Annotated in this window: 12 protein-coding genes; 3 read left to right on the forward strand and 9 right to left on the reverse strand. The window is 68.2% G+C overall.

The window, feature by feature from the left end; genetic code table 11:
• The first annotated feature begins 116 nt into the window (after positions 1-116).
• From AB3K92_RS21385 to AB3K92_RS21395, 3 genes are all read left to right on the forward strand, one after another.
• Entirely contained in the window at positions 117-1,682 is a 1,566-nt protein-coding gene (locus AB3K92_RS21385) for a DUF3138 family protein (RefSeq protein WP_027788938.1), read from the forward strand.
• A gap of 112 nt (positions 1,683-1,794) precedes the next feature.
• Positions 1,795-3,099, forward strand: coding sequence for an FAD-binding oxidoreductase (locus AB3K92_RS21390; RefSeq protein ID WP_060326690.1), 1,305 nt, complete (start codon positions 1,795-1,797; stop codon positions 3,097-3,099).
• Positions 3,100-3,123: 24 nt separating this feature from the next.
• Positions 3,124-4,425 carry an FAD-binding oxidoreductase gene (locus AB3K92_RS21395; RefSeq protein ID WP_048026634.1) on the forward strand — a complete coding sequence of 434 codons (1,302 nt, stop codon included), beginning with the start codon at positions 3,124-3,126 and terminating at the stop codon, positions 4,423-4,425.
• A 188-nt stretch (positions 4,426-4,613) separates the two neighbouring features.
• On the opposite strand, the gene AB3K92_RS21400 is transcribed toward AB3K92_RS21395, so the two are convergent.
• The 9 genes from AB3K92_RS21400 to AB3K92_RS21440 all read right to left on the reverse strand — a co-directional run bounded on the left by AB3K92_RS21400 (position 4,614) and on the right by AB3K92_RS21440 (position 12,671).
• Entirely contained in the window at positions 4,614-5,288 is a 675-nt protein-coding gene (locus AB3K92_RS21400; RefSeq protein WP_369465805.1) for a DUF799 domain-containing protein, read from the reverse strand.
• Positions 5,289-5,298: 10 nt separating this feature from the next.
• Positions 5,299-5,730, reverse strand: a complete 432-nt coding sequence (locus AB3K92_RS21405) for a DUF4810 domain-containing protein (RefSeq protein ID WP_048026633.1) — start codon at positions 5,728-5,730, stop codon at positions 5,299-5,301.
• Between the two features lie 56 nt (positions 5,731-5,786).
• Positions 5,787-6,458 carry a CsgG/HfaB family protein gene (locus AB3K92_RS21410; protein ID WP_182670311.1) on the reverse strand — a complete coding sequence of 224 codons (672 nt, stop codon included), beginning with the start codon at positions 6,456-6,458 and terminating at the stop codon, positions 5,787-5,789.
• 648 nt (positions 6,459-7,106) lie between these two features.
• The gene (gene gor / locus AB3K92_RS21415; RefSeq protein ID WP_369465806.1) at positions 7,107-8,465 is read right to left on the reverse strand and encodes a glutathione-disulfide reductase; all 1,359 of its coding nucleotides are present in this window, start codon (positions 8,463-8,465) and stop codon (positions 7,107-7,109) included.
• Positions 8,466-8,709: 244 nt separating this feature from the next.
• Positions 8,710-8,934 (reverse strand): hypothetical protein, encoded by a 225-nt coding sequence (locus AB3K92_RS21420; RefSeq protein ID WP_027788932.1) that lies wholly within the window; start codon positions 8,932-8,934, stop codon positions 8,710-8,712.
• A 377-nt stretch (positions 8,935-9,311) separates the two neighbouring features.
• Positions 9,312-10,433 carry a porin gene (locus tag AB3K92_RS21425; protein WP_011353454.1) on the reverse strand — a complete coding sequence of 374 codons (1,122 nt, stop codon included), beginning with the start codon at positions 10,431-10,433 and terminating at the stop codon, positions 9,312-9,314.
• Positions 10,434-10,749: 316 nt separating this feature from the next.
• Complete coding sequence (locus tag AB3K92_RS21430) at positions 10,750-11,451, reverse strand: YoaK family protein (protein ID WP_059496526.1); 702 nt, start codon at positions 11,449-11,451, stop codon at positions 10,750-10,752.
• Between the two features lie 57 nt (positions 11,452-11,508).
• The gene (locus tag AB3K92_RS21435) at positions 11,509-12,036 is read right to left on the reverse strand and encodes a chromate transporter (RefSeq protein WP_369465807.1); all 528 of its coding nucleotides are present in this window, start codon (positions 12,034-12,036) and stop codon (positions 11,509-11,511) included.
• Positions 12,033-12,671 carry a chromate transporter gene (locus tag AB3K92_RS21440; protein WP_369465808.1) on the reverse strand — a complete coding sequence of 213 codons (639 nt, stop codon included), beginning with the start codon at positions 12,669-12,671 and terminating at the stop codon, positions 12,033-12,035. The genes AB3K92_RS21435 and AB3K92_RS21440 overlap by 4 nt, the downstream gene beginning before the upstream one ends.
• Positions 12,672-12,716 lie beyond the last annotated feature (45 nt).

A 12,716-nucleotide genomic window follows, 5' to 3' on the forward strand; every position in this document is an offset into this window, starting at 1 on the left:
CGACGCACCGCCGGCTTCGACGATAACAAGCAGTGCAGACAAGCAAGGCGCGCTGCCCCAGGGGGGGCGCGCGATTCGATCCCGATTTGACAGGCGCACGACAAGGAGAATCCGCAATGAAGAAGAAACTGATCTGCCTGCTGGTGGCCGGCGCGTTGCCGGGCATCGCGCTGGCCGACTCGACATCCGCCGAGATCAAGGCGCTGCAGGCGCAGGTCGCGGCGCTGCAGAAGCAGATGAAGGCGATGCAGGCGCAACTTTCGGCGAAGGGCGGCACCGCGACCGCCCAGGCCGGCACGAAGGCCGCGCCGGTCGCCGTGGCCGTCGATCCGGGCTCGCCGGACTACGGCAAGGCACAGGCGACGCTGACCAACGACGAAGTCGGCGAAATGAAACAGCAGATCGCGAACCAGCAGCTGAAGGTCGATTCGCTGACGGACGCGGCCAACACGGGCCCGCTGGCCGGCCTGTCGGTCACGGGCTACATCGACCCGACCTACATCTACAACCGCGCGGCCGGCACGTCGTCGTTCCTGTTCGCGAACCACGAGAACGCGTACAACTACTTCAACAGCACGTTCGGCGATCTCTACCTCGACATCAAGAAGACCTTCGGCGTCGGCCCGATGGCACCGTCGGCGGAAATCACGCTGATGCCGAACCGCGGCAACGGCATCACGCTGCTGCAGAACTCGCGCGGCTCGATCACCGACAACCTGCTGAACACGGCGGTCATCAACGTGCCGATCACCGCCGAGACGACACTCGTCGCCGGCTTGATCCCGAGCTTCGGCGGCTACGAGGTGCAGCAGTCGAACCAGATGCTCACGCTCACGCACAACCTGCTGTACGATTTCTCGGATCCGGGCAGCTATGTCGGGATCGGCGCGAACTACACGAAGGGCAACTGGGCGTGGAAGTTCTTCCTCGGCAACGAGCAGTACCGCACGTACGGTTCGGTCACGCAGAAGGGCACCAACGCGCTCGGCGACCCGATCACGACCAGCAACAAGGTGCCGACCTTCACCGCGCGCGCGGACTACACGTGGTCGAGCGCGCTCGACATCGGCGGGTCGTTCAACATCGGGCGGCAGACGCTCGCAAGCGCGCTCGATGCGAACGGCAACGCCAACTACGGCCCGGGCGGGGCGGCACCGAGTGCGTACGGTTCGTTCTTCTTCGGTGAACTCGACGCGACCTACACGCTCGCCGACATTCAGTACAACGCGGAAGTCGACTACGGCCGTCAGCAGCATGCGGCGTTCAACGGCGGGCTCGCCCAGTGGTACGGCCTGTCGCTGCTCGCGCACCGCAAGTTCAACGCGCCGGTGGTCGGCCGCATGGGCGTGACGCTGCGCTACGACCTGCTCGCCAACTCGAAGAACGGCGGCGGCGGCGGCGGCATCGCGCTGAACGGGAACGGGATGGATCCGAGCAACGGCTTCGGCGTCGACGCGGACTGCCTCGCGCAGTCGAAGGCCGGCGGCGGCCTGGGCTTCGAGTGCAAGGGGGCGGTACGCCAGGACGTCGCGCTCGACCTGCTGTTCTACCCGACCCAGCAGATCACCGTGAAGGTCGAATACCGGCACGACTGGGCGAACAACAAGGTGTTCCTGCGCAACGACGGTTCGTACGGTAAGTCCAACGACCTGCTCGCGACGCAGTTCATCTATTCGTTCTGACGCAGCACACGCGGGACGCCGTGCCGCGCGCACGGCGTCCCGCGCCGTTTTTACCGGCCGCAACACGATGCATCGCGCATCGCGTGGCGGCCGCAACGAGGGAGTCGGTCTGATGACGCAGTCTTTCACCCGCCGCGCCGATGCGCTCGCGCGCGACTCGTACTACGAGGCGACGGCCGTGCGGCCGGCCGCCGACGACCCGGTGCTCGAAGACACGATCGACGTCGACGTCTGCGTGATCGGCGCCGGCTTCGCCGGCCTGTCGACGGCGCTCGACTGCCGCGCGCGCGGGCTGTCGGTCGCGGTCATCGATGCGCACCGGCCCGGCTGGGGCGCGTCGGGCCGCAACGGCGGGCAGGCGATCACCGGCTTCGCGAAGGACGAGGAAATCGAGCGGCAGCTCGGCGCCGACGGCGCACGCGCCGCGTGGTCGCTGTCGCTCGACGGCGTCGCGCTGATCGCCGAGCGGATCGCGCGTTACGGGATCGACTGCGACTTCACGCGCGGCTACCTGACGGTCGCGACCAAACCGCGCCGCATCGACGACCTGCGCGCATGGATGGACGCCGCAACCGGGCGCTGGGGCCATCCGTCGCTGTCGTGGCTCGACACCGGCGAGATCCGCGCGCGCATCGCGTCGACACGCTATCTCGCGGGTGTCTACGACCCGCTGTCGGGCCACCTGCATCCGCTCAAGTACTGCCTCGGCCTCGCCGATGCCGCGCGGCGCGAAGGCGTCGCGCTGTACGCACACACGCCCGCGCTCGACGTCGTGCGCGGCGCGCGGCCCGTCGTGCGCACGCCGTCGGGCGACGTGCGCTGCCGCTTCGTCGTGTCGTGCTGCAACGCGGGCCCAGGCGGCGTGCTGCCGGCCGCGACGGCCGCCCGCATCGCGCCCATCGCGTCGTACATCATCGCGACCGAGCCGCTCGGCCAGGCACGCGCCGATGCGCTGATCGCGCAGCGCGAGGCCGTGTGCGACAACAACTTCTTCCTCGACTACTTCCGGCTGTCGGCCGACCACCGGATGCTGTTCGGCGGCCGCGCGAATTCGGCCGGCGCGTCACCCGCCACGCTCGCCGAAACGATCCGGCGGCGCATGGTCGGCGTGTTCCCGCAGCTCGGCGACGTGCGCGTCGACCACGCGTGGGGCGGCTTCGTCGACGTCACGCGCAACCGCGCGCCGGATTTCGGCGCGCTCGATCCGAACTTCTTCTACGTCCAGGGTTTCAGCGGGCACGGCGTCGCGCTCACCGGCGTTGCCGGACGCGCGATTGCCGGCGCGGTCGCGGGCGACACGCGCGCGTTCGACCTGTTCGCACGCATGCGCCACCGGCGCTTCCCCGGCGGCGACGCGTGGCGGCAACCCGCGCTCGAGCTCGGGATGCTGTACCACCGCGTGCGCGAGCTGTTCTAAGCCAATTTATTCGTTTTCCCGACCATGCAGACATTTGCCAACCAGCCGCACGTCGCGTCCTACTACGCGGCGACCGCCAACGATACGACCCGCCACGCGCCGCTCGCCGGCACGATCGATGCCGACGTGTGCGTGATCGGCGCGGGCCTCACGGGCCTGTCCGCCGCGCTCAACCTCGCCGAGCGCGGCCATTCGGTGACCGTGCTCGAAGCGTCGCGGGTCGGATGGGCGGCGAGCGGCCGCAACGGCGGCCAGCTGATCGGCGGGTTCGCGTGCGACATCGATACGTTTGCGCAGTTCATGCCGGAAGGCGACGTGAAGCGCATCTGGGACATGGGGCTCGAAACGCTGTCGCTCGTGAAGTCGCGCATCGCGCAACACGACATCGACTGCGCGCTGGTGCCCGGCTACCTGACCGCCGCGAACACCGAACGCGATGCCGATTCACTGAAACGCTGGCGCGACGAAGCCGCGAAGCGCTTCGGCTACGACCGCTTCCACTTCGTCGAAGCCGACGAACTCGGCGACTACGTGCAGTCCGACCGCTATTGCGGCGGCCTGTACGACCCGGACAGCGGCCACCTGCATCCGCTGAACTACACGCTCGGCCTCGCGCGCGCGGCTACCGGCGCGGGCGTGCGCATCCACGAGGACAGCTGCGTGACGCGCGTGCGCGACGTCGCGGGCGGCCATGTCGTCGAGACGAGCGGCGGCAACGTGCGCGCACGTTTCGTCGTGCTCGCGTGCAACACCTTCGTCGGCACGCTCGCGCCCGCGCTGGCGAAGAAGATCATGCCGGTCGGCACCTACGTGATCGCGACCGAGCCGCTCGGCGAAGCGCGCGCCGCCGCACTGATGCCCGCGCGCGCGGCGATCTGCGACAGCCGCTTCGTGCTCGACTATTTCCGGCCGGCGCCCGACACGCGGCTCGTGTGGGGCGGCAAGGTCAGCTATTCGACGCGGGAGCCGCGCGATCTCGCCGCGGCGATGCGCGCGGACATGCTGAAGACGTTCCCGCAGCTCGCGGACGTGAAGGTCGACTACGCGTGGGGCGGCTTCGTCGACATCACGATGAACCGCGCGCCGCACTTCGGCCGCATCGCGCCGACGCTGTATTTCGCGCAGGGGTTCTCGGGGCACGGCGTGAACACGACCGCGCTCGCGGGCAAGCTGATCGCCGAGGCGATCGACGGACAGGCGAGCCGCTTCGACCTGTTCGACAAGATCCGCCATCGCGACTTCCCCGGCGGCGAGGCATTGCGCACGCCGGCGCTCGTGCTCGCGATGAGCTGGTACCGGCTGCTCGACGCGTTCGGCGTGCATTGAGCGGCGGCGCGGGCGACGAGCGCCGCCGCCCGCCATGCAAGACGGCCGCGCGAACGCGGCCGCCGGGTGCCGGATGCCGGATGCCGGATGCCGGATGCCGGATGCCGGATGCCGGATGTCGCGGCGCCGGCGCGGCAGGCAGGCGACCTGGCCTGCCCGACCGGCCGAAGCCGCTGCATCCGCGCGGGTCAGTCAGTCCCGTACTTCGGCGAGTGCGGCCCGTACAGCAACCCGTTCGGCGGCCCCGCCGACAACAACCTGCTGCTGGTCAGCCCGGCCACATCGTGCGCTTCGTCGGTCAGCGAATGCGCGACCTGCTTGACGGCCGCCTGCACCAGCATCCCGACGACACCGAACGCATTGACGCTCATGGAGTTGCCGACCTCCTTGCCGGTCGCACGGCCCTCGCCCTGCCACAGCACGTCGCCGCTCTTCAGGTCGACGAGCTTCGCCGACGCCGCGACCACCGTCGTGCTGTCCACCACGTGGTAGACGGAGCCGTATTGCGTGATCTTCGAATAGAGCGCGGCATCCGCGCCGAAGATCTCGCGCAGCTTCGCCGGCGACGTGTTCTGGATCTCGGCCGCGTTCGCGAGGCCGTTCTGCTTGAAGGTCTCGTCCATCACCGCGACCGGCACCACGTAGTAGCCCGACTCGGCGAGCGGCTGCGTCATCTGCGACAGCACCCCGTAGGTCGCGCCGACATCGGTGGTCTCGTTGACCGGCGGCAGCACGAGGATCGAGCGCGGCTGGCTCTTCTTGAAGGCCGTGTAGTCGGGACGCTTGACGGGTTGCGCGCACGCGCTCAGCAGCGCGACGAGCGACAGCACGGACAGCAGCTTGAATGAAAGTGTCTTGATCATGGCACGCACGTTACTGTTGGGCGGGAGTCGGATCGGCTTGCTTCCGGCCGGCGATCGCCTGGTCGGCGGCCTTCGGGTTCGCGGCCTGCGGATTCACGGCCTTCTTCTTCATCAGGAAATCCATGTACGACGCGGATTCCGGAAAGAGCGCCTTCTCGGCCTCGAACGACTGCGTGGCCTGCTGCCCGTTGCCGACGCTCGCGTAGAGCATCCCGAGATGCGCATGGAAGCCGGGCGGCGGCTTGTTACCCTTCGCGCGAATCTCCTGCAGCGCCTTCTCGAGCGCGTCGATCTGCTGTTGCGGCGAGCTTTGCCCCTTGAAGTATTCGTACACCTGCGGCTGATAGCCGTTCCACTGATAGAGCGGCGGCGTGGTCGGTGCCGCGCAGCCCGCGAGCAGCATGGCGGCCGCCGTCGCCGGCAGCCAGATTCCCCGTTTCATGGTCTTGTCTCTTCCGATGAGTGAGTGATTCGTCGAGCGCGTGTCGCGCACGGCGCTTACTGCGGCACCTTCAGCGTGCCGGCGTCGACCTGGTCGACGAGATGGTTCACGGCCTCCTGGATCGCGAGATCCAGCACCTTGCCGTTGAGCGTCGAGTCATAACCTGCGGTGCCGCCGAAGCCGATCACCTCGCGGTTCGACAGGCTAAACTCGCCCGCACCCTGGCTCGACGCGACGACTTCCGACGTCGTCGTGTCAACGATGTTCAGGTTGACCTTCGCGTATGCGACCTGCGTCTTGCCGCGGCCGAGGATGCCGAACAGCTGGTGATCGCCGACGTCCTTGCGGCCGAACTCGGTCACGTCGCCGGTCACCACGTAGTTCGCGCCCTTCACGGCCTGCGCCTTCTTCATGAAGCCGGCTTCCTGCTTGATCTCGTCGAGGTTCTCGCGATCGAGCACGTTGAAGCGGCGGCTCTGCTGCAGGCGCGTGACGAGGATCGTCTTCGCCTGCCCGCCGAGGCGGTCGATGCCGTCCGAGAAGATGCCGCGCATGTAGCTCGAGCGGTTGTCGAACTTGCCGACCGCGATCGCGACGGGCTTGCCCGCATAGGGCTTCTGTGCGCTGCTCACGGCCGGCACGTCGAGCGTGCGCGACGATTCGGTCGCGCAGCCGGACAGCGCCGCAACGAGCGCCGCCGCCACGAGGACGGTGCGTCGTGTCTGAATGTTCACTGTTGGTCTCCTTGTGTGGAAAGATGGCCCGGAACGGGCACGCCGGCTCGCGAACGACCCGGCGGTCGAAACGGTTGCGGTGCGAACGGGGATGCGTGCGTCGGCGCGATGGACGCACGCGCGTTCATCGCCGCACCGGCGGTGGCAGTAGATGAGTGAAAGGAGCGCGCAACCCGTGCGTTGCGACGACATGCGGATGCGCGGCGCGGTACGCGACAGGCTCGCGCGCGCCGGCTACACCGTTATTCTGGTTACTGCGCTGTTGATCGCGCATGATCGGCCCCGTATATGATTTTTCGCGATCATATCAAGCCTGTTTATCGAGATGAGGAGTCTTGATAATAGTTGACGATTTTCTTACTTATCCGACGCGCGTGGTCGAATCGGCGCAATTCCTCGCCGACAGGGGCTTTGCAGGCATATGGGCGCAGCGTGCCGATTTTCCTTTGTTGTCTCTGAAGATCGATCTCGAATCCGGCAATATCAAGATATATTGTCCGTACCGCCCATCCGCATGACCCCTATCCCGAGAATAATCGCCGAAATCCGGCTGCCTTTACCGCACCCGGCCGGTTCGCCTGTCACGATGCATTCCGGCAACCCTGCCGCGCGCGCGTACGAACGCGCGCGCATCCGCGCCCGCTAGTCGGCCACCTTCTGCCGCATCGTCACGAACTCCTCGGCCGCGGTCGGGTGAATGCCGATCGTGTCGTCGAACTGCGCCTTCGTCGCGCCCGCGCGAATCGCGATCGCAATCCCCTGGATGATCTCGCCCGCATCGCGGCCGACCATGTGCGCGCCGACCACGCGCTGGCTGTCGCGCGCGACGACGAGCTTCATCAGCGTGCGCTCGTCGCGGCCCGACAGCGTGTGGCGCAGTGCCTTGAACGACGTGCGGTAGATGTCGACGTCGCCGTCGTAAAGATCGCGCGCGGTCGCCTCGGTGAGACCGACCGTCGCGACCTCGGGCTGGCTGAACACCGCCGACGGCACCCATTCGTGATCGGTCGCGACACGCGACCCGCCGAACAGCGTGCGGGCAAGCAACGCGCCGTCGCGCGTCGCCACCGGCGTGAGCTGCGGCCGCGACGTGACGTCGCCGATCGCATGGATCGACGGCACCGACGTCGCCGAATACGCATCGACGGCAATCGCGCCGCGTGCGTCGAGCAGCACGCCCGCCTGTTCGAGCCCGAGCCCGTCGACGTTCGGCACGCGGCCGGTCGCATACAGCACTTGATCGTACGGCCCGTGCCGCGCATCGCCGACGCGCACGCTCAGTGTGCCGTCGTCCGCGCGTTCGATCGACTCGACCACCGCCCGCGCGTGGATCGTGACGCCCTGCTTCGTCATCTCGCCGGTGAGGAACTGGCGCACGTCGTCGTCGAAGCCGCGCAGGATCTTTTCGCCGCGATAGAACAGGTCGACGTGGCTGCCGAAGCCGTTGAAGATGCCCGCGAACTCGACCGCGATATAACCGCCGCCGACCACCGCGATGCGTGCGGGCCGCGCGGCGAGCGACAACGCCTCGCGCGACGTGATCGCATGTTCGATGCCGGGCCGCGCCGGCATCGACGGGCGCGAACCGGTCGCGATCGCGATGTGGCGCGCGCGGATCGTGCGTTCGCCGATCGCGACCGTGTGCGCATCGACGAGCGTCGCGCGCCCGGCGTGCATCTCGACGCCCGATTGCCGCAGCAGGTTGATGTAGATGTCGCTGAGCCGGTTGATCTCGCGGTCCTTCGCGGCGATCAGCGCGGGCCAGTCGAGCGTGCCGGCGCCGAAGGTCCAGCCGAAGCCCTGCGCGTCCTCGACTTCGTGCGGGTAGTGCGATGCGTAGACGAGCAGCTTCTTCGGGATGCAGCCGCGCAGCACGCAGGTGCCGCCGATCTGCTCTTCTTCCGCTATGCCGACGCGGGCACCGTACGACGCGGACATGCGCGCAAGCCGCACGCCGCCCGAGCCGGCCCCGATGACGAACAGGTCGTAGTCGAAATCCATCGCATTGCCTCATCGCAGTTCGGATGCAGGCACGATAGCAAGATTCCGGAATTCTTGCGGCACACGGTGCCGCCACGCGCACGCCCAATAAAAAACGGCGAGAGACGTTGCCTCTCGCCGGTCAAACCGGCTGCCGGGTGTGCCATGCGTCACCGATCGACCGCATGCCCGACCTGCCGGCTGCGCGGCACCGGCCCGGCCGGGCGCGCGAAGGGCGCGCCCACGGCCGGACCAGCCGCCATGCTCATGCCTGCGACGTGTCGCTGCCGTCCGTCGCCTGCGTGTCGTCTGCCTGCTGCGGCTGCTCTTCCTTCTTCTCGAGCATGCCTTCGATCGCTTCCGCGCCCTTGAAGCCGGCGACGGCGGCTGCCGCCTTGGTCAGCAGGCCCGCATCCGGATCCAGCTTTTCCGCGCCTTCGACGGCCGCGATTGCGCCAGCGATTTCACCCACGGTGTTCAGGATACCCATCGTCATCCCCTTTCAAGAAAATCGTGAGCGCATCGTCCCACGAAAAAAAACCGGCGAACCGAGATTGTCATCACCGGATACACAAGTTACGCACCAGGCCGGCCGCGCTCGCCGAGCGTGACCGGAACGACGCACCGCGCGAGCCTGGCGGCACGCAACGGGCGATGCACGCAGCGTAGCGGAAAGGCTTCGCGCGCACTGTAAAAGTATGTTCTGGATTGCCGACGGTTCCCTTACGGCGCGGGGGTCTCGTGATGGAGCATTCGCCGAATAGTCGTGCGCGCGTATGAAGGTCGCACGACGAAAAAAAAGAGGCGCCTCGCGGCGCCCCTTCGATGCATGCCGGACGACTGCCGGCGCATGCGTTCCGGCGTTCGTCAGAAGATATTGCGCAGGCCGATCGCGATGCCGGTCTGGTTGCTGCGGCCGGGCAGCTCGACGTTCGCCGCGCCGTTCGTCTTGTTGAAGTCGACGGTGCCGTAGACTTCCGTGCGCTTGCTGAGCGCGTACTCGGCGATGCCGACGATCGCGTAGCGGTTGCCGCTCGCGAGCGTGCCGTTCGTGGTCATCGCATTGCGCATGTGGTCGTAGTAGAACGCGCCCGTCAGCGTCAGCGGTGCGCTGACCTGCCAGCTCACGCCCGCGAACGGACCGTCGTCGATCCGGCCGGTGCCCTTCGCGACCGGAATCGACTGCTGGGCGAGCAGGCTGTCGACGAAACCCGTGTCGTCCTTCGAGCGCAGGTAGCCCGCGTAGATCTTCGCCTTGCTGAACGCATACACGACGTTCGCGTGGTAGATCGTCTGCTTGCGCGCCGAGTTGTCGCTGTTCTGCTGCGCACCGGCCGCGATGCTGAGCGGGCCCATCACGTACGACAGCGACACGCCCCACGCATTGCCCTTGCCGAGCGAACCCGGGATCTGGCCCGAGAAGCCGCCGGCGCCGGTCGATTCGTAGTTGGTGCCGGTCGAGTACATCGCCTTCGCGGTCAGGCCTTCGAACTTGCCCGTGTACTTGATCTGGTTGTCCGCATACAGGCCGCCGCCGAGTGCGACCGGCAGCCACGCGTTTTCGAGATAGTTGCCGACCGTCAGCGGATCGTAGGTGTCCGACAGCAGGTCGAACAGCGGCGTCTTCTGGCGGCCGAGGGTCACCGTGCCGTACGGGCTCTGCAGGCCGACGTACGCCGCGCGGTTGAACAGGCGGCCGCTGTCGGCGAATGCGCCGTTCTGCAGGTTCACGCCGCTTTCGAGGTTGAACACGGCCTTCAGGCCGCCGCCGAGATCTTCCGTGCCGTAGATGCCGAAGCGGCTGTTCGTGATCGCGCCGTTGGTCATCGACAGCAGGCCGTCGTTCTTGGCGTTGGCGTTGGTGAGGTAGCGAATGCTGGCGTCGGCGACGCCCCAGAGCGTGACCGAGCTTTGTGCGGCCGCGTACTGGCTGGCAAATGCGAGCGCGGCGCCCCCTGCGATGGCTGCGAGTCGGGTGGTCTGCTTCATGAGCTTTCCTGGTTGTAGGTGTCTCCGTTCATGGCCGGCCGCGTGCGCAGCCGGGTGGCGATCGCTCGCGTTCTTGGCGCGCGCGATGTGGGCTGAATCATATGACGACTGCAATCGCTGAAAGAAATTGAAATGCGCGGTAACGGCGGAACTGTCGCCCGCGCACAACGCTGCGCGCGCGAGGCGCGCCGGGCGGGCGTCGGATGCCGCACGGCATCCTCCGGCCACGCGGCTTACGGGATGTCGGGTCTGTAAGCATCGCCCCGCAGGCGCGGGGGAACGGGCAGGCGGCCGGAAGTGCCGGCGGGAGGCTCCGTCACGCCGCCACAGGCGGCTCGCCGGGCGTCTCGCGCCGGCGCCAGGCACGCCGGAGGATCTCCGCGAACGCACCGGCGAGCAGCAGCACGGCACCCCACAGCGCGAACTCCGGCACGAGCCGCGTGACGAGGCCGCCGATCACCGCGCCGGCCAGGAAGCAGAAGCTGATCGTCGCGAGCAGCGCCGAGTCGTGCAGCGCGCCCGCGTCGTAGCGCGGGATCAGCCCGACGAACAGCTTCTGCGCGGCGCGGCGCAGGTTGCCGGTCGTCATCACCGACGTGTACGACAGTTCCTCGAGATGGGTGAACGACAGCGTCTGCAGCGTCGCGACGAACGAAATGCCCGGAATCAGCCATGCGCTCGACGCGCCGACGAGCCCGCTCGCGGCGACGCCGAGAAAGGCGATCTCGACGAGCAGGCTCGCGAATGCGGTATGCCGCATCCAGCCGCGCTGCGCGGCGAGGCCGAGCAGGTGCGCGACGAACACCGCGACCACGAAGCCGCCGAGCGGCGGCACGTGGTGCAGCGCGGCCGCCCATTCGCCGGCCGACACGTTGATGCCGAGCAGCGCGACGTTGCCCGTCATCGTGTTCGCGAACACGTGGCCGTGGCCCACGTACGTGTACGCATCGAGGTAGCCGCCGGACAGCGTCAGCAACGCGGCGACGGTGAGATTGCGGCTGGCGCCGTCGAGATCCATCGAGCCTCCCGTGAAGATTCGCGCCAGTATGGCGCACGGGACGTTACCGTGCGACGGTCATTGCCCGATACCCGTGAGCCCGATCAGCGCGCCGCCCGCGAGCAGCCACAGCGGATGGATGCGCGTGCGCCACGCGAGCACCGCGCACGCGGCGGTGATGCCCCACTGGATCGCCGTGCGGTTCGACGCCTCGGAGATCAGCACCGCGCTCGCCGCGACGAGCCCGGCCGTGACGGGCATCATCCCCTCCTGCACGTAGCGGCGCCACGGCCGGTCGCGAAAGCGCTCCCACGCATGCAGCGCGAGCACGGTGACGATCGACGACGGCCCGAACTTCGCGAGCGACGCGACCAGCAGCCCGCTCCAGCCGGCCACGTGCCAGCCGACCAGCGACACGATCATCATGTTCGGCCCGGGCGCCGCCTGGGCCAGCGCGAACAGCGCGGTGAACTCGTGCGCGCTCATCCAGTGATGGACGTCGACGACCTGCCGCTGCATCTCCGGCAGGATCGTGTTGCCGCCGCCGAATGCGAGCAGCGACAACTGGCTGAAGATCGTCGCGATGGCGATCAGCGTGTCGTTCATGGCCGGCCTCCCGGCTGCGCGTCGCGCGCCGCGGCCGGCGCCGGCTGCGGCGTGCCCGCGTCGCGGCGGCGCGACGCGAGCCAGATGCTGACGGGCGTCAGCACAAGCATCGCGGTCAGCAGCGGGATGCGCAGCACCGCGATCGCGACGAACGCGAGCGCCGCGATGCCGGCCGCCGCGCGCGCGTGCCGCAGCGGCTTCGCGACCTTCACGGCCATCGCGACGAGCAGCCCGGCCGCCGCGGCGGCGAGCCCCGCGAACAGGTGCTGCACGCGCGGATCGTTCTGCGTCTTCGCATACAGCACGCCGAGCGCGACGACGACGAGCGTCGGGCCCGCGATCAGCCCGAGAATGGCGGCGAACGCGCCGGCCACGCCGCGAAAGCGCATGCCGACGGCCACCGACAGGTTGATCACGTTGCCGCCCGGCAGGAACTGGCACAGCCCGAGCAGGTCGGTGAATTCGTCGGCGGAAAGCCACTTGCGCTCGTCGACGATGGTGCGCCGCGCGAACGGCAGCGCGCCGCCGAACGACATGAGGCCAAGCGACAGGAAGCCGGTGAACAACTCGGCGAGGCCGATGCGGCGGGGTGACGCGGCCGGCGGCGGAGCGGCGGGCGGAAAGGCGGATTGCATGGGGCTCCTCATCAAACGGTGAACCGAGGTTACCGCCGTTCGGCA

The sequence above is a fragment of the Burkholderia sp. Bmkn7 genome, assembly GCF_041103175.1.
GTDB lineage: Bacteria > Pseudomonadota > Gammaproteobacteria > Burkholderiales > Burkholderiaceae > Burkholderia > Burkholderia cepacia.